17 protein-coding genes are annotated in these 19,013 nt (G+C 71.6%); 6 read left to right on the plus strand and 11 right to left on the minus strand.

Features of this window, described 5'->3' with window-relative positions; all coding sequences use genetic code 11:
- Positions 1 to 9 precede the first annotated feature (9 nt).
- Positions 10 to 708 (minus strand): uracil-DNA glycosylase, encoded by a 699-nt coding sequence (locus ACFC1W_RS13420; RefSeq protein ID WP_375993999.1) that lies wholly within the window; start codon positions 706 to 708, stop codon positions 10 to 12.
- 81 nt (positions 709 to 789) lie between these two features.
- On the opposite strand from ACFC1W_RS13420, the gene ACFC1W_RS13425 reads away from it, so the two are divergent.
- The gene (locus ACFC1W_RS13425; protein WP_375993383.1) at positions 790 to 2,280 is read left to right on the plus strand and encodes an MFS transporter; all 1,491 of its coding nucleotides are present in this window, start codon (positions 790 to 792) and stop codon (positions 2,278 to 2,280) included.
- 64 nt (positions 2,281 to 2,344) lie between these two features.
- Here the strand turns inward: ACFC1W_RS13425 and ACFC1W_RS13430 are convergent, their stop codons facing one another.
- Together ACFC1W_RS13430 and ACFC1W_RS13435 are read right to left on the minus strand one after the other, a co-directional pair.
- Positions 2,345 to 3,211: a metal-dependent hydrolase gene (locus tag ACFC1W_RS13430; RefSeq protein ID WP_375993385.1), complete on the minus strand. Its 867-nt coding sequence runs from the start codon at positions 3,209 to 3,211 to the stop codon at positions 2,345 to 2,347.
- The gene (locus tag ACFC1W_RS13435) at positions 3,208 to 3,999 is read right to left on the minus strand and encodes an SDR family oxidoreductase (protein ID WP_375993388.1); all 792 of its coding nucleotides are present in this window, start codon (positions 3,997 to 3,999) and stop codon (positions 3,208 to 3,210) included. Before ACFC1W_RS13435 ends, ACFC1W_RS13430 begins: the two co-directional genes overlap by 4 nt.
- 158 nt (positions 4,000 to 4,157) lie before the next feature.
- Here ACFC1W_RS13435 and ACFC1W_RS13440 point away from each other — a divergent pair, with 158 nt between their 5' ends.
- A complete protein-coding gene (locus tag ACFC1W_RS13440; protein WP_375993391.1) occupies positions 4,158 to 5,480 on the plus strand; it encodes a bifunctional o-acetylhomoserine/o-acetylserine sulfhydrylase in 1,323 nt (440 codons plus the stop codon).
- A 75-nt stretch (positions 5,481 to 5,555) separates the two neighbouring features.
- Here the strand turns inward: ACFC1W_RS13440 and ACFC1W_RS13445 are convergent, their stop codons facing one another.
- Positions 5,556 to 6,500: a hypothetical protein gene (locus ACFC1W_RS13445; protein WP_375993394.1), complete on the minus strand. Its 945-nt coding sequence runs from the start codon at positions 6,498 to 6,500 to the stop codon at positions 5,556 to 5,558.
- 58 nt (positions 6,501 to 6,558) lie between these two features.
- On the opposite strand from ACFC1W_RS13445, the gene ACFC1W_RS13450 reads away from it, so the two are divergent.
- Positions 6,559 to 7,581 (plus strand): DUF2332 domain-containing protein, encoded by a 1,023-nt coding sequence (locus ACFC1W_RS13450; protein WP_375993396.1) that lies wholly within the window; start codon positions 6,559 to 6,561, stop codon positions 7,579 to 7,581.
- Positions 7,582 to 7,763: 182 nt separating this feature from the next.
- The gene (locus ACFC1W_RS13455; protein WP_375993399.1) at positions 7,764 to 8,969 is read left to right on the plus strand and encodes a homoserine O-acetyltransferase; all 1,206 of its coding nucleotides are present in this window, start codon (positions 7,764 to 7,766) and stop codon (positions 8,967 to 8,969) included.
- Positions 8,970 to 8,977: 8 nt separating this feature from the next.
- Here the strand turns inward: ACFC1W_RS13455 and ACFC1W_RS13460 are convergent, their stop codons facing one another.
- The 4 genes from ACFC1W_RS13460 to ACFC1W_RS13475 all read right to left on the minus strand — a co-directional run bounded on the left by ACFC1W_RS13460 (position 8,978) and on the right by ACFC1W_RS13475 (position 12,251).
- Positions 8,978 to 9,730, minus strand: a complete 753-nt coding sequence (locus ACFC1W_RS13460) for an NUDIX domain-containing protein (protein ID WP_375993402.1) — start codon at positions 9,728 to 9,730, stop codon at positions 8,978 to 8,980.
- Positions 9,731 to 9,760: 30 nt separating this feature from the next.
- Entirely contained in the window at positions 9,761 to 10,087 is a 327-nt protein-coding gene (locus ACFC1W_RS13465; RefSeq protein WP_375993404.1) for an MTH1187 family thiamine-binding protein, read from the minus strand.
- Positions 10,088 to 10,103: 16 nt separating this feature from the next.
- Positions 10,104 to 11,321, minus strand: coding sequence for a hypothetical protein (locus ACFC1W_RS13470; RefSeq protein ID WP_375993406.1), 1,218 nt, complete (start codon positions 11,319 to 11,321; stop codon positions 10,104 to 10,106).
- A 96-nt stretch (positions 11,322 to 11,417) separates the two neighbouring features.
- On the minus strand, positions 11,418 to 12,251 hold the full coding sequence (locus ACFC1W_RS13475) for an NAD(P)H-hydrate dehydratase (protein ID WP_375993409.1): 834 nt from the start codon (positions 12,249 to 12,251) through the stop codon (positions 11,418 to 11,420).
- A gap of 31 nt (positions 12,252 to 12,282) precedes the next feature.
- Between ACFC1W_RS13475 and ACFC1W_RS13480 the strand changes: the two genes are divergently transcribed.
- On the plus strand, positions 12,283 to 13,347 hold the full coding sequence (locus ACFC1W_RS13480) for an NADH:flavin oxidoreductase/NADH oxidase (RefSeq protein ID WP_375993411.1): 1,065 nt from the start codon (positions 12,283 to 12,285) through the stop codon (positions 13,345 to 13,347).
- 102 nt (positions 13,348 to 13,449) lie between these two features.
- Here ACFC1W_RS13480 and ACFC1W_RS13485 read toward each other — a convergent pair whose 3' ends face one another.
- The gene (locus ACFC1W_RS13485; RefSeq protein ID WP_375993414.1) at positions 13,450 to 14,508 is read right to left on the minus strand and encodes a hemolysin family protein; all 1,059 of its coding nucleotides are present in this window, start codon (positions 14,506 to 14,508) and stop codon (positions 13,450 to 13,452) included.
- Complete coding sequence (locus tag ACFC1W_RS13490) at positions 14,505 to 15,836, minus strand: hemolysin family protein (protein ID WP_375993416.1); 1,332 nt, start codon at positions 15,834 to 15,836, stop codon at positions 14,505 to 14,507. The genes ACFC1W_RS13485 and ACFC1W_RS13490 overlap by 4 nt, the downstream gene beginning before the upstream one ends.
- 561 nt (positions 15,837 to 16,397) lie before the next feature.
- Between ACFC1W_RS13490 and ACFC1W_RS13495 the strand changes: the two genes are divergently transcribed.
- Entirely contained in the window at positions 16,398 to 17,354 is a 957-nt protein-coding gene (locus tag ACFC1W_RS13495; protein WP_375993418.1) for a hypothetical protein, read from the plus strand.
- A gap of 146 nt (positions 17,355 to 17,500) precedes the next feature.
- On the opposite strand, the gene ACFC1W_RS13500 is transcribed toward ACFC1W_RS13495, so the two are convergent.
- Positions 17,501 to 18,958, minus strand: a complete 1,458-nt coding sequence (locus ACFC1W_RS13500; protein ID WP_375993421.1) for a GuaB1 family IMP dehydrogenase-related protein — start codon at positions 18,956 to 18,958, stop codon at positions 17,501 to 17,503.
- Positions 18,959 to 19,013: the final 55 nt, after the last annotated feature.

Consider the following 19,013-nt stretch of genomic DNA (forward strand, 5'->3'; position numbering starts at 1 on the left):
CCGGCCAGCCTACGCTCCGGCCGGGAGGGCCCAGTCGACGGGCCGGCCGCCCTGCTCCTCGATCAGCGCGTTCGCGCGTGAGAACGGGCGGGACCCGAAGAACCCTCTGCTGGCCGACAGCGGCGACGGGTGGGCGGACTCGATGATCGGCGTGGGCTCGAGGAGGGGGCGCAGGTTCGCGGCATCCCTCCCCCACAGGATCGCGACGAGCGGACCGTCTCGGTCGACCAGCGTGCGGATCGCATGCTCGGTGACCTTCTCCCAGCCCCAGCCGCGGTGGGATGCCGGCTGCCCCGGCGCGACGGTGAGCACGCGGTTGAGCAGCATGACCCCCTGCTCGCTCCACGCCGACAGGTCGCCGTGCGCCGCGCGCGGGATGCCGAGGTCGGCCTCGAGCTCCTGGTAGATGTTCGAGAGGCTCCGCGGCAGCGGGCGGACGTGCCGGTCGACCGCGAAGGACAGGCCGATCGGATGCCCCGGAGTCGGGTACGGGTCCTGCCCCACGATCAGCACCCGAACGTCGGCGAGCGGCCGCTGGAACGCCCGCAGCACGCGGTCTCCGGCGGGCAGGTACGACCGGCCTGCGGTCACCTCCGCCCGCAGTCGCTCGCCGAGCGCGGCGATGTCGGGGGCGACCGGCGCGAGCGCCTCGGCCCAGCCCGGATCCATGAGCCCCGCATCCGCGAGCTCGGGCAGCGTCATCGCCACGGAGCGCTCCCGCGCCGGGCATCCAGCACCGTCATCCACACGCTCCCAGACTAGGCGCGCCGGTCGAGTAGTCTCACCCTCGTGTCCCGAGTCTCCAGCGCCACCGACCGCCTGCGCGGCTCCGCCCTCGGGATCACCGCGGGCCTCATCGGCTGGTTCGTCCTGGTCGAGGTCACGAGCGGCATCCTGCAGGGCTACTACGTGCCTCTGTTCAGCGACATCGTCGATCAGCTGGGCATCCATGACTCCGATGTGAACTGGTTCGAGGCAGCGCAGCTGCTGCTGTCGGCGCTCGTCGTGCCGGTGCTCGCGAGGCTCGGCGACATGTACGGGCACAAGAAGATCCTGCTGATCGCGGCGATCCTCACCGCAGGTGCGAGCTGGTGGCTGGCCTTCGCAGGCGACTTCTGGAGCTTCCTGATCGCGTGGGCGCTGCAGGGGTTCTACGTCGTATGGCTGCCGCTCGAGATCGCGCTGATCTTCGAGCGCGGCAGGAAGCAGAACCGGGGCGTCTCGCTGACGCGCCGCGCAGCCGGTCTGCTCGTGGTCGGACTCGAGGCCGGAGCGATCATCGGCGCCCTCGCGGCGGGGCGCATCTTCACCGCGACCGGCGACCTGACGCTCACCCTCATGGTGCCCGCGATCGCCGTCACCCTCGTTTGCCTGGTCATCTGGCTCGGCGTGCCCGAGTCCGAGCCGGTGCGCGGCCGGCGACTCGACACCTGGGGCTTCGTCATCCTCGCCCTCGGCCTGCTGCTCGTCACGAGCTCGCTCACGTTCCTGCGCCTCAACGGAGCGGGCGCCGCGTTCGTGTGGGTGCTCCTCGCGCTCGGCATCGTCGCGTTCGTGCTCTTCGTGCTGTTCGAGCTGCGGCAGCCCGATCCTGCCATCGACATCCGCGTGCTGCGGCGCCCCGAGATGTGGCCGGTGCAGGCGACGGCGTTCCTCGTCGGCATCAGCCTGCTCGGCGCGCAGGGTCCGCTGTCGACCTACGCCGGCACCGACTCATCGCTCGGCTACGGCCTCGGACTCGATGCCGAAGCGCGCTCCTACGTGATCGGCCTCTACCTCGTGTCCCTCATCGTTGGGGCGATCCTGTTCGCCGTCACGTCCCGCCGCGCGAACCCCCGGGCGATCCTCATCGTCGCCTCGGCGCTCGTCGGCATCGGCTACGCGCTGTTCCTCCCGTTCCACACCGAGCTGTGGCAGGTGCTGCTCAACCTGTCCATCGCAGGCATCGGCTCGGGTGCGCTCGTCGGCGCGCTCCCCGCGGCCGCCGCGGCGGCGGCTCCTCACGGCCAGACGGGCATCGCCTCGGCGCTGACGAACACGACCAAGACCATCGGCGGAACGTTCGCCTCGGCCGTCTTCGGCGTCGTCCTCGCCGCCGGTGCGGGCGTCGTCGCGAGCGAGACCGCGGCGTCGCTCGGCGGCTACCTCGCGGTGTGGTCGATCTGCGCGGCGGGCGGGTTCCTCGCCGCGGTGCTGCTGTTCTTCGTGCCCAAGGTCGCGTTCGCCGACACTCTGCCCGAAGAGGTCGAGACCGTCGCCGGCGAGGCGCAGATCCTCTGATCCTGCACGGCCGACGACGGGGTGCGCGGAAGACGACGGGATGGGCGGATGCCGCCGCCCGGCGTCAGCGCCGGGTCGCGGTCGTCGTCATGACGACCTCGAGGCCGCCGTCGACGGGGTGCGCCTCGAGCGACACGGTCGCCTCGGCCAGGTCCGACAGCACCGACACGTGCGTTCCGCCGCAGGGGATGCGCACCTCCGCCGAGGGAAGCTCGCAGACCCACGTGCGGCGGTCGGCGAGGCTCGGACCGTCGGCATCGACGCGCACGGCTCCGCCGCTCGCGATCCACTCGGCGAGCAGCGCGTTCGCCCGGTCGGCCACCGCGGCGGGGTCGTCGAAAGCGGCCGGGTCGAAGCCCTTGCGGCGCAGCGACTTGCCGATGCGGTAGACGTCGCGCGATCCGTCGGGAAGGATCCGAGACTCCTGGATCGCGAGGGCGTCGAACGCCGGGGCGCCGAGCGCATCGGTCGCCGCCTCTTTGCGCCACGCGTCCGCGAGCGCGGCGTCGAGCGCCAGCGAGGCGAGGTGGCAGGCGGTGTGCCCCGCTGAGAGAGCGGCGCGGTACGCGGCATCCGCTTCGATCTCCACGGTGTCGCCCTCGGCGATGCCATCGCCCTCGACGATGTGCGCGACCACGAAGGTCCAGCCCTCGGTGCCGGTGCGCACCGGCACGTCGCGGCCGAGCACGAGGCTGTCGCCCTGAGTCGCGCCGACGACGGCGTCGACGATCGCGCGCGTCGCACCGCCCGCACTCAGCGTGCCGCGGTCGGCCGGCTGATCGGGCCACGCCGTGTCGACGGGATGGAACGCGGTCGTGTCGAGCACGATGGCCGAGCGCCCGTCGCCGGCGTCGGCAACGTGCACGACCGTGCCCGTGGACGACGTCGCGCCCGATGCGTAGGTGATCGTCGTGCCGCTGGCGGGGATCACGCGAGGCCGCCTTCGCCGCGCGGACGCAGCGGACCGCGGGCGAGCAGGTGCTGGGCGGACTGCGCGACCGGGCGCATCGTGATGAGATCGAGGTTGACGTGACCCGGCGCATCGAGCGCGTAGGCGATCACGTCGGCGACGTCGTCGGCGGTGAGGGGCGCGAGAACGCCCTCGTACACACGCTCGGCCGCCACCTTGTCGCCGCCGAGCCGGTTGGTCGTGAACTCCTCGGTGTGCACCATGCCCGGGGCGACCTCGATCACGCGGATGGGCTCGCCGTTCAGCTCGAGCCGAAGGGCGTGCGCGAGCATCGCCTCACCGGCCTTCGCGGCGTTGTAGCCCGCTCCGCCGGCGTAGGCGGTCTGTGCCGCTGTCGAGGTCACGAAGAGCGTGTCGGCGTGGCCGCCCTCGCGGGCGGCGCGCCGCAGCTGCGGCAGCAGCGCCGACACCAGCCGCTGAGCCGACAGCACGTTGACGTCGAACATCCACTGCCAGTCCTCGACGAGGCCGTCCTCGACGCGGTCGGCGCCGCGGGCGCCGCCGGCGATGTGCACCAGCGAGTGCACGGGACCGGTGCCGTCGAGGAATTCGGCGAGTGCCTCGACATCGGCATCGGAGGTGAGGTCGGCGGCGAACGCCACCGCACCGGTCTCTGCTTCGAGCGCCTCGAGGCGCTCGGCCCGGCGGGCGACGGCGACGACATCCCAGCCTCGCGAGCGCAGCTTCCGCGCGGTCGCTTCACCGATCCCCGAACTCGCCCCGGTCACCACAGCACGTCTGGTCGTCATGCCTCCACGGTACCCATTCCGCCCGGGGTCGTCCGTCGTCCGCGCGGCCCGGAGATTACGTCACATTTCCCCTTCGTTGTTGACAAGGCCGCGACATCCGTACTGTCGATCCGGTCGGGGGATGCCGCCCCCGCCCACTGAACCCGCAGGAGCAAGCCATGTCCGCACCCGAGAGCTGGCGTTTCGAGACCAAGCAGATCCACTCCGGTGCCGCACCGGACCCGGTCACCAAGGCCCGCGCCACGCCGATCTACCAGACGACCTCGTACGTGTTCGACAACGCCGACCACGCCGCGAACCTCTTCGCGCTGGCCGAGTTCGGCAACATCTACACCCGCATCCAGAACCCGACACAGGCCGTCGTCGAGGAGCGCCTCGCCGCGCTCGAGGGTGGCACCGGTGCCCTCCTCGTCGCCAGCGGCCAGGCCGCCGAGACCTTCGCGGTGCTCAACATCGCCCAGGCCGGCGACCACATCGTGTCGTCGAGCTCGATCTACGGCGGCACGTACAACCTCTTCAAGTACACGCTCGCCAAGCTCGGCATCGAGACCACGTTCGTCGAGAACCAGGACGACCCCGAGGAGTGGCGACGCGCCATCCGCCCGAACACGAAGCTCTTCTTCGGCGAGACCATCGGCAACCCGAAGATCAACGTGCTCGACATCCGCACGGTGGCCGACGTCGCGCACGAGAACGGCATCCCGCTCATCGTCGACAACACGATCGCGACGCCCTACCTCATCAAGCCCTTCGAGCACGGCGCCGACATCGTCATCCACTCGGCCACCAAGTTCCTCGGCGGTCACGGCACGGTCATCGGCGGCGTCATCGTCGATGGCGGAAAGTTCGAGTGGTCGAAGAACGTCGAGAAGTTCCCGGGCCTCACCGAGCCCGACCCGTCGTACCACGGCGCGTCCTACACCGCCGCGGTCGGCGACCCGCTCGCCTACATCATCAAGGCCCGCGTGCAGCTGCTCCGCGACCTCGGCGCGGCGATCTCGCCGCAGAGCGCGTGGCTGCTGATCCAGGGCATCGAGACCCTGTCGCTGCGCATCGAGCGTCACGTGCAGAACGCGCAGGAGATCGCGGAGTGGCTCGAGAACCAGGACGACGTCGCCTCGGTCAACTACTCGGGCCTGCCCACGTCGCCGTGGTACGCGGCGGCCAACACCTACGCTCCGAAGGGCGTGGGCGCCGTGCTGTCCTTCGAGCTCAAGGGCGGTGTCGAGGCGGGTCGCGAGTTCGTGAACTCGCTCACCCTGTTCAGCCACCTCGCGAACATTGGCGATGTGCGCTCGCTCGTCATCCACCCGGCGTCGACCACGCACTCGCAGCTCACTCCCGAGCAGCAGCTCACCGCCGGTGTCACGCCGGGCCTGGTGCGCCTGTCGGTCGGTCTCGAGAACATCGACGACCTCAAGGCCGACCTCGAGCAGGCGCTCGCGGCGGCTCGTCGCGTATCGGAGGCCGCGCGCGCCTGACCTCGGTTTCAGATCAGCGGATGCCTCGGCCCACGTGGGCCGGGGCATCCGCTGTTCTGTCTCTCGGCGCCGCCGTCAGCCGGCATCCCACCAGCGCAGCACGCGCAGGGCGCGCAGAGTGACCCACCGGCTCGGGAAGCCGTCGTGCTCGCCGTCCATCGCGAACAGCATCGGCCCTTCGTGGTGGTTCTCGAATCGGAACATCCCGTTCTCGAGGCGCTTCGCGCGGATCAGCTCGATGGCCTCGGCGCAGCGCTCGTCGCGCCCGGGGCGGGCCAGCCGGAAGTACTCCAGCCCGCGGAGCACGTCGTAGAACCAGCGCCACGGCACCGACGTCATCGTCATGCGGGGATCGACGATCGAGCCGTCGGACTTGCGGCGGAAGAGTCGTCGCTCCAGCAGATATTCCTCGCCACGAAGCCGAGCGGCACGGAGCTCGTCGGAGCCGCCCGTGCGCTGCTCCCACGCCCACAGCCCTTCGAGCGCGCAGATCGTCGAGTGGAAGGACGACGGTGTCGCCGTGTCGTCCTCCCAGCAGTTCCAGCCCCCGTCGGCGTGCTGGGTGTCGAGCAGGGTCTGAGCGATCGCGGCCGACTCGTCGCGCGCGAAGTACGCGCCGAGCGCGAGGGCGATCCCGTTGATGCACGGTTCGATCTCCCCCTCGAAATACGGTGCGCCGTTGTACTCCCACCGCGCGTTCTCGCGCACCCGCGTGATCGCGCGCACCGCCTCCGGCGAGCCCGGATCGAGTCCGAACTCCATGAGCGACTGCAGGGAGAAGTGCGTCGCCGTCCACGCGTCGAAGAACGGCCGGCTCTCGTCGACCCACCCCGGTCTGTAGACGCCGCCGTCCCAGAGCCCGTCGTCGCCCTGCTCGGCGAGCAGGCGGGCACCCCAGCCTTCGGTGGCGACACGCGCGCGCTCCGCTGCGATCTCGGCGGCCGGCGCATCGGTGAGGTCGGCCATGACCTGCCACCGGATCGCCGGATCGCCGCTCAAGAGGTACTCGATCACGTCCATTCCACGGATGGTAGACCGGCCCGGCGACACGGCGGCCGGGCGATCGTAGGGTGGGCGCGTGGACACCGGTGCTCCGACGGCCGCGATCGCGGCCTTCTACGACGACTTCGGCCGCCGCTGGGCGCGCGGCACCTCGCCGTTGTACGAGGACTGGGCGCTCGGCATCGCGCGTGATCCCGAGCTGCTCGCCCGCCTGGCCGCACTCCCCCGCGCCAAGCAGCAGCCGAACCTCGTCTTCGCGTCGGCGCGCTGGGAGGGTGCGGCGATGAGCCCGTACCACGAGGTGCGGCCGTGGCTCCTCGAGCACTGGGATCGCATCGTGGCGACCGGTGCCGACCGCACCGTGCAGACCAACGAGGCCAACCGGTGTGCGACCTGGCTCCCGCCCCTCTCCCGCATCGACGGTCCGATCGCCCTGCTCGAGGTCGGGGCCGCCGCCGGTCTGTGTCTGTTCCCGGATCGGTACAGCGTCGACTACGCGGTCCCGTCGGGGGTGCGGCGCGTCGACCCGCCCGACGGGCCGAGCGACGTCGTGCTCACCTGCACCGTCGATGACGAGGCATCCGTCCCCGAACAGCATCCCGATGTCGTCTGGCGGCGCGGAATCGACCTCGATCCCATCGACGTCGCCGACGCCGACGCCGTCGACTGGCTCGCGAACCTCATCTGGCCCGGGCCCGACCACGACGCCCGGGTCTCCCGGCTGCGCGCGGCCGCCGCGATCGCGGCATCCGATCCTCCCGAGATCGTCCGCGGCGATCTGCTGGAGCGGGTGACGGATGTCGCGGCCGCCGCTCCGCCGGACGCCACGCTGGTCGTGTTCCACAGCGCTGTGCTGCTGTACCTCGATTCTGCGGAGCGCCGCCGGTTCGCCGACATCATGGCGGGGCTCGGCGCGGCCATCGGCCGCCGGGTGGTGTGGCTGTCGAACGAGACGATGGGCACGCTCGACGAGATCGACGCGCAGGTGCCGCCCGGCACGCCGACGGACCACCGCTTCGTGCAGACGTGGGATGCCCGGCCGATCGCCCTCGCCGGCCAGCACGGCGCACTGTACGAGACGGCGACATTCCGGGGCTGAGGTGCGGAGCCCCGCGATCGGGTCGGGGTCGAGCCCCACCGAGTGCCATACGACCTGCGTGCCCTGCGACCGGCGTGGCCCGCGACCGGGCATGCCTTGCGACCGGCGTGCCCTTGCGACCGGCGCAACGCCCCTCTGTAACACTCGGCCTACGGGCACCGGCAGGGCGGGAGAATGGTCCGATGGACTGGCAGACCTCCGAAGACACCGTGCCCTCGGCACCGGTGACGGAGGCCGATGCCCGCCTGCTGCTGGGCCGCCCGCCGGCCACCGGCGCGTGGCGCGACGGCGACCCGGTCGGCGAGCGTCATTTCGCCGCGTTCGGGTCGTTCCGCACCGAGGGCGGGCGTGAGCTGCCCGCCTACCGCCTCGCCTACGAGACGTGGGGCGAGCTGAACGCGACGCGCGACAACGCCGTGCTGGTGCTCCACGCCCTCACCGGCGACAGCCACGTGCGCGGACCGGCCGGGCCGGGGCATCCCACGACCGGGTGGTGGGACGACATCGTCGGTCCCGGCGCGCCCATCGACACGGACCGCTGGTTCGTCGTCGCACCGAACATGCTCGGCGGCTGCCAGGGCTCGACCGGCCCCGCGAGCATCGGCCCCGACGGCTACGAGTGGGCGTCGCGGTTCCCTTACCTGACGATCCGCGACCAGGTCGCCGCGCAGGTGCGCCTCGCCGACGCCCTCGGCATCGACGTGTGGGCCGGCGTCATCGGCGGATCGATGGGCGGCATGCACGCACTGGAATGGGCCGTCGGTCTGCCCGACCGCGTCGAGCGCGTCGGCATCCTCTCGGCTCCGCCCGTCAACACCGCCGACCAGATCGCACTGAACTCGGTGCAGCTCGAGGCCATCCGCATCGACCCACGGTTCCAGGGCGGCGAATACTACGACGCCGCCGACGGCGACGGCCCGAACCGCGGACTCGCGCTCGCCCGCCGCATGGCGCTGCTCAACTACCGCTCGCCCACCGAGCTCAACCAGCGTTTCCAGCGCTCGTGGCAGTCGGGCGTCAGCCCCCTCGGCCACGGCGGCCGGTTCGCGGTGGAGTCGTACCTCGACTTCCACGGCAACAAGTTCACGCGTCGCTTCGACGCCAACTCCTACATCACGCTCGTCGAGGCGATGAACTCGCACGATGTCGGCCGCGACCGCGGCGGCATCGACGACGCCCTCGGGCGCGTGACCGCAACCGCGCTCGTTCTCGGGATCGACAGCGACCGGCTCTTCCCGATCGACGGTCAGCACCGCATCGCGCGCGGCATCCGTCGCACCCTCGACGGCGACCGCTCGGTCGTGCTCGCGAGCGACTTCGGCCACGACGGCTTCCTCATCGAGACGCACGCCGTCGGCACGCACGTCCGCCGTCTCCTCGAAGACTGACCGGCGGGTCACTCGGCCTCGGTGTACCTCCAGGGCAGCGCGCCGATCTCCAGACGGTGGCGGGCAGCGGATGCCGCGGCATCCGTCCCCTCCTCGTATTCGGCATCGCCGTGCCAGAGCAGCAGCGGACCCTCGGCACCCCGCCGGGCGACGGTCTCGAAGCGACGTATGCCGCCCAGGCGCGCGGAGTCGAGGACGGAGCCCGCGTCGGGATGGTGGACGAGGTGATGCAGCGTGACCCACGTCGGCGGGTAGAGCGTCAGCTCGCCCCGGCCGTGCCGGGCCAGCACCTCGGCGGGTGCCACCCACTCGCCGGTCACGGCTTCGTCGGGCGAGAGCGTCAGCGGCCCGTCGGGCGCAGCCACGACGAAGAACCAGGTGCGGATGCGCACCTTCAGCCCGGGCGGCGGATCCCAGCACGACAGGGTGACCAGGTCCGCGGCGTCGACGACGAGTCCGACTTCCTCGACGGTCTCGCGGACGGCCGCGCGACGGGCGGTGTCCTCTTCGGCGTCGCCCGCCCGGTGGTCGGCGTCGTCGAGTTTGCCTCCGGGGAACACCCACGCTCCGGCGAACGAACCGCGATCGGGGCGCTCGATGAGCAGCACCTGCGGGCCGTCCGCGGTATCACGGAGGATGACGACGGTCGCGGCGACCGGGATGTCATCGCCGGCGTCGTCGGCACGTCGCGGACGCGAGGTGCCGATGGCGTCGGCGAGAGCACGGACCGCGCGATCAGGAGACGGAGCCGGCTCGGACATGCCCCTCACTCTAGGGCGCGTCCGGGGCGGTCACTCGCCCTGCGGCGCCGGCGTCTGCTCGTCGATCGCCGCCTCGAGGCGCTCGATCTTCCCGTCGAGCTCGCCACTGTAGCCGGGCCGGATGTCGGCCTTGAGCACCAGCGACACGCGCGACCCGTACGGCTGGACCGCCTCGGTCGCGCGCCGGACGACGTCGAAGACCTCGTCCCACTCCCCCTCGATCTCGGTGAACATCGAGGTCGTTCGGTGCGGCAGTCCGCTGTCACGGACGACACGGACGGCCGCGGCGACGGCGTCGTGCACCGAGCCGTCGGCGTTGCCGGTGCCGCTGGGTGCGACGGAGAAGGCGACGAGCATGGGAGACCTCCGAGGATCAGGGGTGGGTGGACAGGGAAGCAGGAGGGCGCACGCGGTGGGGCACGCGGGCGACGGATGCGATCGCCCAGACGAGAAGAGCGACCATCACGACGTTGCGCGCGGTGAGCACACCGACGGCGACGACATCGGCCAGGATCAGCTGAGCGTAGAGCAGCGGGTACACGAGGTGCGTCAGGAGCGCCGCGGCGAGGGCGGCCACGGCCGGCACCGTCCACCGCCGGCGGTCGAGCACCAGGCCCATCACGAGCGGCGCGATGATCCATGTGAGGAACTGCGGTGAGCCGACCTTGTTGAACACGATGAACGCCAGCACCAGCGCGAGCCCGAGTGACGGGAAGAGTGCGGCGAAGCCGGCGCCGCGCCAGGCTTTGACGGCGCCGAGGGCGGCGATCGCGAGGACCGCGACGGCGAGCACGGGCGTCATCGCGGCGATCACGGCGTCGACGTCGGCACCGGTGACCTGGAAGGTGAGGATCTCGGTGTCGTAGTACACGAATGCGCCGTCGACGCCGGCCGCGGCCTGCCACAGGAACCAGGCCGCCACCGGCGCCTCGAGCTGAAGACCGCGATCGGTCTGCCCCGAGACGAACCCGAGCAGGTGCCCACCGCCCCCGGCGACGACGACCGCGATCACGATGAGCGCCGTCACGACGAGCGCACCGCCGATCACCGCCCGCCTGCGACGGACGGCGATCAATGCGGCGGCGAGCAGGGCGGCGGGCCACACCTTCATCCAGGTGCCCGCAGCCAGCAGCATCGACGCGAGGAGCGGACGCCCCACGAGCCACAGGCACCCGGCGATTCCGAGCGAGACCGTGATGCCATCGAGGCGGTACATGCCGACCGGCCCCAGCAGGAGCAGGAAGGCCAGCCAGAACGCCGCGGCAAGGGTGCGTCCGCGCGAGCGGCCGCGGCCGACCAGGAGCGCGAACGCCAGCGCGTTCGCGACCGTCACCAGCGCCACCCACGCGAACTCGAAACCGATGAGGCCCTTGAGGACGAACGCGAGAACCATGGGGACGAGGGCGAGCTGCGGGTAGATCCAGCTCTGAGTGACGCCCATGATCGCCGAGCCCTCGACGGCTGCGCGGGCCCACGGCTCGTAGACGAGGGGCACGTCGCCCCGCGGCGTGTTCGGCTCGGTGAAGCCCAGTACGGCGACGACGAGGTGGACCAGCACGAATGCGATCCACAGCACGGCGCGCCTCGACATCGTGCCATCCTATTTCGCCGGGGCGACGCCGCCCGACGGCGTCGGCTCCGCGGGGCGGCGGGGGCCCATCCGCCCGTGTCCGACCGGGCCGGGGCGTCAGACCGCGTCGAGCGCCTCGGCCACGGCGCGCGGCAGCGCCTCGGCCACATCGAGCGCCGTGATCGGGCCGCCGCCGTGCTCGGCCGCCGCAAGGCGGCCGGCGTGGCCGTGCAGCCACGCACCCGAGGCGGCGAGCGCGCCGAGCGACGCGGCATCCGTTCCCCGCTCTCCTGCGTTCGCGCCGGCCACGAGCCCGCCGATGACGCCGGCCAGCACGTCGCCGGTGCCCGCCGTCGCGAGCCAGGGCGTGCCCGCGGCGACCTCGATCGCGGACCCGTCGGGTGTCGCGACGATGGTGGCCGAGCCCTTCAGCAGCACGACGGCGCCCGTAACCTCCGCCGTCTCGACGGCTGCGGCGACGCGGTCGGGACCGCCCGGAGCGAGGCCGAGGGATGACCTCAGCCGCGCGTGCTCGCGGTCGTGCGGGGTGAGGATGCGTGGAGCCGTGGCGTCCGCGCCGAGGTCGAGTGCCCCGGCGTCGACGACGACGGGGTCGGTGTCATGGAGGATGGCCCGCAACGCCTCGGTCTCGCCGGGGGCGCGGGACGCGGCATCCGTCCCCGATCCGATCAGCCAGGCCTGGACCCGCCCTTCGGACGCGACCGTCTCGGGGCGCCGCGCGAGCACGAGCGAGGTCGGGCGGTCCGGGCCGACGTAGCGGACCATGCCCAGCCCCGTGCGCCAGGCGGCCTCCACCCCGAGGACGGCGGCGCCGGGGTAGGCGTCGGAGCCGGTGCGGACTCCCAGCACGCCTCGGGAATACTTGTCATCTGCGGCCGTTGGCCTCCGAAGGGCGCGTCCCGTGTCCTCCATCGTCCATGACCGCATCATGGCGCCACCCTACTCGCGGAGTCTTCCCCGGATGAGCATCCTCTTCACGCCCCTGTCGCTGCGCGACCTCACCCTGCGCAACCGGCTGTGGGTCTCGCCGATGTGCCAGTACAGCGCGGTCGACGGTGTGCCGCAGGAGTGGCACCACACCCACCTGGCGCAGTTCGCATCGGGGGGCGCGGGACTCGTGATCGCCGAGGCGACCGCGGTCTCGCCCGAGGGTCGCATCTCGCCCGAGGACACCGGCCTGTGGACCGACGCGCAGCGCGACGCGTGGCGTCCGATCGTCGCCGCGGTGCGCGCCCGCGGCGCCGTTGCGGGCGTTCAGCTCGCCCACGCGGGCCGCAAGGCGTCGACGTGGTCACCGTTCTCTGGTCACCGGGGCACGGTGCCCGCGGCGGAGGGAGGGTGGCAGACCGTCGCCCCGTCGGCGCTCGCGTTCGAGGGCCTCGACGCACCCATCGCGCTCGACACGGCCGGGATCGACCGGGTCGTCAGCGACTTCGGCGCCGCTGCTCGCCGCGCCGTCGAGGCCGGGTTCGAAGTGCTCGAGATCCATGCCGCGCACGGCTACCTGCTGCACCAGTTCCTGTCGCCGCTGTCGAACCGCCGAGACGACGAGTACGGCGGGTCGCTCGAGAACCGGGCGCGCCTGCTGCTGCGGGTGATCGATGCGGTGAGGGATGCCGCGCCCGCCGCTCCGCTCCTGGTGCGCTTCTCCGCCACCGACTGGGCTGACGGCGGGTGGGACGCCGACCAGACGGCGACGGTCGCCCGCTGGGCGGCCGACCGCGGTGTGGACTTCTTCGACATTTCGAGCGGCGGACTCGTCGCCCACCAGCAGATCACGACCGGACCCGGCTACCAGGTCGACCTCGCCGCGCACGTCGCGCGGGTGGCGGGGGTACCGGTGAGCGCCGTGGGCATGATCGACGACGCCGCGCATGCCGAGAAGGTCGTCGCCGACGGACACGCGCTGGCGGTCATGGCCGGGCGCGAGTGGCTGCGCGACCCGCACTACGGTCTGCGCGCCGCCGCCGAGCTCGGCGCGGACATCGACTACTGGCCGAAGCAGTATCTCCGCGCGCGGGTGTGAGGCGCCCCGGTCGTTGAGCGACCGCGCAGGCCTGACGCTCCCCGGTCGTTGAGCGAGCGCGCGTGTCGCTGCGCCCGCTCAACGCCCGCCGGGTCGCTCGGGTCAGCGCCGGCCGCGACGGGTCGCGTCCTGCACCTCGCCGATGAGCTCCTCGATGATGTCCTCGAGGAACAGCACCGCGGTGGTGTCGCCCTCGGCGTTGCGGACCTGCGCGAGGTGACGCCCCGCCCGACGCATCACCGCGAGCGCGTCCTCGAGATCGGTGGTCTCGAGCACCGGCACCATGTGGTGGATGCGCTTCGCAGGGATCGCACGCGCGACGTCGGTCGCAGCATCCGGCCCCTCAGCGGCCCTCAGGATGTCCTTGAGGTGCACGTAGCCGAGCGGCGCGCCGTCGTCGTCCACGATCACGTATCGCGAGAAGCCGTGCTTCGCGACCGCTCTCTCGATCTCGTCGGGTGTCGTCGTCTGCGGCAGTGTGACGAGGTCGGCGAGCGGCACGGCGATCTCGGCGGCCTTCTTGTCGGTGAATTCGACGGCGGCCGCGACGGTGCCGGCAGCGTCGGCGAGCACGCCCTCGATGCGCGACTGATTCACGATCGTCGCGACCTCCTCGAGCGTGAAGGTCGAGGCCGCCTCGTCCTTCGGCTCGACGCGGAACAGCCGCACGATGTGGTTCGCGATCCAGTTGAGGCTCACGATCACGGGGTGGAACACCTTCGACACCCACACGAGCGGGGTCGCGAGCATCAGCACCGCGCGGTCGGGCACCGAGAACGCCAGGTTCTTCGGCACCATCTCGCCGAACACGACGTGCAGGTACGACACGATCAGCAGCGCGACGAAGAATGCGATCGCGTCGACCGCTCCTTCGGACCAGCCGGTGAGCGCGAGGGGCTCGGCGAGCAGGTGGTGGATCGCCGGCTCCGACACGTTCAGGATCAGCAGCGAGCAGATCGTGATGCCGAGCTGGCTCGTCGCGAGCATGAGCGTCGCGTGCTCCATCGCGTAGAGCGCGGTCTTGGCCGACCGCGAGCCCTTCTCGGCGAGCGGTTCGATCTGCGAGCGCCGGGCGGAGATGACGGCGAACTCCGCGCCGACGAAGAAGGCGTTCGCGATGAGCAGCACCACGAGCCATGCGAGTCCGGCCCAATCGTTCATCGGCGATCACCCCCTTCCGTCGTCGCCTCGTCGTGCGGCATCGGCGTCGGGGTGAAGCGCACCCGGTCGACGCGACGACCGTCCATGCGCTGCACCTCGATGCTCCCGTCCTCGATCTCGATCGCGTCGCCCACGACGGGGATGCGCTCGAGCTCGCTCATGATGAATCCGCCGACCGTGTCGTAGACGTCGCCTTCGGGAATCCGGATGCCGGTGCGGTCGCGCACCTCGTCGGGTCGCAGCTCGCCCGGGAAGATGACCGAGTTCTCGGCGCGCACGATCCCGGCGCGGCGGCGGTCGTGCTCATCAAGCACTTCGCCGACGATCTCCTCGACGAGGTCCTCCAGCGTGACGACGCCGGCGGTGCCGCCGTACTCGTCGACGACGACGGCCATCTGGTATCCACGGGCCCGCAGCTCAGACACGAGTGCGTCGAGGTGCACGGCCTCCGGGATCCGCAGCGGCTCGGTGGCGAGCGCTGCTGCGGGCACGTCGGTGCGGCGCTCGCGCGGCACGCTGACCGCGGCCTTAAGGTGCACGATGCCCGTGATGTCGTCCATCGAGTCGTCGTAGACCGGGAAGCGACTGTGGCCGGTGCGCCGGGCGAGCTGGATGACGTCCTCGGCGGAGTCCTCGGCAGCGAGGGCGTGGATGCTGGGCCGCGGCGTCATGACGTCGGCGGCGCTCAGGCGCGCGAACGTGAGGCTGCGGTCGAGCAGCGAGGCGGTGTCCTCCTCGAGCACGCCCGCGCTCGCGGAGCGGCGCACGAGGCTCGACAGCTCCTCGGCCGTGCGGGCGCCCGAGAGCTCCTCCTTCGGCTCGATCCCCACCGAACGCAGGACGCCGTTGGCCGAGCCGTTGAGCACGGCGATCGCCGGACGGAAGACGGTGGTGAACGCGACCTGGAACGGGATCACGAGCTTCGCGGTCTGCCGCGGAACCGCGAGGGCGAAGTTCTTCGGCACGAGCTCGCCGATGATCATCGAGAAGATCGTGGCGACCGAGACGGCGATGACGACGGCGAGCGGGCTGACGAGTCCCTCGGGGAGCCCCCACGCCTCGAACACCGGTCGCAGGAGGTTCGAGATCGCCGGCTCCATCGTGTAACCGGTGAGCAGCGTCGTCAGCGTGATGCCGAGCTGCGCGCTCGAGAGGTGCGTCGAGGTGATCTTCAGCGCGTTGATCGTCATCGAGAGCCGGGTCTCCCCGGCCGCCTGACGAGCCTCGAGGTCGGCGCGGTCGAGGTTGACCAACGCGAACTCGCTCGCGACGAAGAGGCCGGTCCCGACCGTGAGCAGGAGCCCCACGCCCAACATGACGTAATCCATCACGCATCACCCCCGATCGAACGGGAGGAGGGTCTGTGGGGCGATCGTCTGCAACTAGGAGGGTCGTCCATTGTGCCGACAAGTCTACGTCAGCGCCCCACCCGGGCTGTAGCGGGTGTGGGTGCGACCCACGCGCGGCCGAAACCCGCACCCGCGGCTTCGCGTGACAGGCGCGCGTGCCGGTTTCGACCGCGCGAGCGAGGCGACGGAGGAGCGGATGCCGCGGCATCCGCTCCTCCGCTTCTGCCCCCGCGCCCGCGCAACCGCGCCCGATCGGGCGCCCCTGGCGAAGGAATGGGTGGCGATCCGTGCTCCCGTCCAGCATGCCCGCAGCCCGCGCGATCGGAAACGCCCCTGGCGAGGGTATGGGTTTCGCGCGGTCGAAACCTGCAGCCGCGCCCGTGGGAATCGGCCGCGCATGCCGGTTTCGACCGCATGCGCGAGACGAGCATCGAGCGGATGCCGCGGCATGCGCTCCTCCACAATCAGCGAACCGGGTTCCCGTCCACCGATCGCTCCGCGCCGGCCGGATCGAACATCCCGCCGGGCGAGCCTGGGCGGGTGCCGCCCACGCTCGACTCGCCCATCGAAGTCCTCCGCCGTGCCGACCAGCTCGACACCGTCGACGATCGGCGTCTGCGCAAGAATGTCCGCTCCGGGGAGTGGGTGCGCGTCACGGCGGGAGCGTACGCGCGCGCGGCCCCCTGGAACGCGCTCCGCCCGATCGACCGCCACCGCGTCCGGGTACTCGAAGTGTGCCGTCGGCTGAGCCCCGGCGCCGTGGTTTCGCACCTCGCCGCGGCGGCGGTGCACGGCATCGATGTGCTCGGAGCCTGGCCGCGACTGGTCGACGTGCGCACCGAGCGCGCCTCGGGCGGGCGATCCGGAGGTGCCGTGCGGCGTCACGCCCTCGGTCTCGATGGCGTGGAGTGCGCGGACTTCGGCGTCCACCGGATCACGACGCCCGCTCAGACGGCGCTCGATCTCGCGCGGACGCTGCCGTTCCTGCGTGCGTCGACCGCCGTCGACCAGGCGCTGTGGGATGACCGCGCGGGCGGACCACTGGCGACGAAGACCGCACTGCTCGACCTGCTCGACTCCGGCGATCCTCGGCGCGGCGATGTGCGGGCGCGGCGCGTCATCGAGGCAGCCGAGAGCGGCGCCGCCAACGTGCGCGAGACGCAAGCTCGGGTCGTGCTGGCGCAGCTCGGATTCCCGCCGTCGCGCCCGCAGGAGCGACGCATCCTCGCGAGTGGACGACTCGTGTTCGGCGATCGCTACTTTCCTGACCACGACCATTGGCTCGAGATCGACGGGCGCGGCAAGTACCTCTCCCCCGAGTTCGGGGACGACCGTGACCCGGCAGACATCGTGATCGATGAGAAGAATCGCGAGAACGAGATCCGCCGCGAGGTCCGCGGGTTCTCCCGACTCGAGGCCACCGATCTCGATCACGGACGCCGCGTCTACGATGTGCTCACCGCCGACGGCCTACCGAGCTCCCGACCTCGACCGTGAGCCCCCGCTCCTGCCCTGCCCCGCGCCGCCGGGAGCTGCCGGGCACGTTCGCGCGGCCGAAACCCGCACCCGCGGCTCGCGCGACAGGCGCGGTTGCCGGAAACGACCGCGCGAGGTCGTCGCGCGACCGGAGCGCCCGAGCGGGCCTACCAGCTGACGGGGAGCGCCTTGCCCTCGTCGTAACCGGCGGCGGACTGCAGACCCACGCGCGCGCGGTCGTGGAACTCGGCGACCGTCGACGCCCCGGCATACGTGAAGGACGAGCGCACACCCGACGTGATCATGTCGAGCAGGTCCTCGAGGCCCGGACGCAGCGGGTCGAGGTAGATCTTCGACGACGAGATGCCCTCGGCGAAGAGCTCCTTGCGCGCGAGCTCGTACGGGTCGAGCCGCCCGAATCGCTCGTGCACGGCCTTCGTCGAGGCCATCCCCCACGACTCCTTGTAGATGCGGCCGGCCGAGTCGGTGTGCAGCTCGCCGGGTGCTTCGATCGTGCCCGCGAACCACGAGCCGATCATGACGGATGCCGCGCCCGCGGCCAGCGCGAGGGCGACGTCGCGCGGGTAGCGCACTCCTCCGTCGGCCCAGACGTGCGCGCCCATGACGCGCGCCGCTTCGGCCGTCTCGAGCACGGCCGAGAACTGCGGCCGGCCGACGGCGGTCATCATGCGCGTCGTGCACATGGCGCCCGGGCCCACGCCGACCTTGAGGATGTCGGCGCCGGACGTGACGAGGTCGTGCACGCCCTCGGCCGACACGATGTTGCCGGCGGCGATCGGGATGCCGAGGTCGAGATCCGCGACGGCGCGCAGCGCGCGCAGCATCCCTTCCTGATGTCCGTGTGCGGTGTCGACCACCAGCACGTCGACGCCGGCACCGGCGAGCGCCTGGGCCTTGGCCGCGACGTCGCCGTTGATGCCGATCGCCGCGGCCACGATGAGGCGGCCGGACGCGTCGACGGCCGGCGTGTAGAGCGTGGAGCGCAGCGCGCTGCGGCGGGAGAGCGTGCCGACGAGGTGGCCGTGGTCGAGCACGCAGACCGTCTCGGCATCGGCGGCGACGATCACATCGAAGGCGTGGCGCGCATTCTCGATGTCGACCGCGTCGACGGATGCCGTGCGCCCACGGGTGAGGTCGCCGAGGCGCGCGTCGGGCAGGGCGGTGCCCAGGCGCGCGGCCGGCACCACGCCGAGGATGTCGTCGATGCCGATCGGGTCATTCGACGCCTCCGCCACGACGATCCCGTGGCCGTCGGTGGCGGGCAGCAGGCGCAACGCGTCGGCGACCGTCGCGTGGGGCGGGAGGACGAGCGGTGTGTCCCACGGCACGGGCTGCGCCTTGACCCACCGGATCGCGGCATCGAGCTCCTGCAGGGGCATGTCCTGCGGCAGCACGCCCAGTCCGCCGCGGCGCGCGAGCGTCGCCGCCAGACGGGCGCCGGTGACGGAGTTCATGTTGGCCGAGACGATCGGGATCGTCGCGGTCGTCCCGTCACCCGGAGAGAGGTCCACGTCCAGCCGGCTGGTGATCGACGACCGCCGCGGGACGAGGAACACATCGGAATACGTCAGGTCGACGTCTGGCTGATCGCCGTAGAACTCCATAGGCGCCAAGAGTAGTGACACTTCCTGTGCCGCAAATCATCTGCGTTCTTTCAGC

Origin of the sequence: Microbacterium sp. NPDC056003 (genome assembly GCF_042274785.1) — a bacterium.
In the GTDB taxonomy this organism is placed as follows: Bacteria; Actinomycetota; Actinomycetes; order Actinomycetales; family Microbacteriaceae; genus Microbacterium.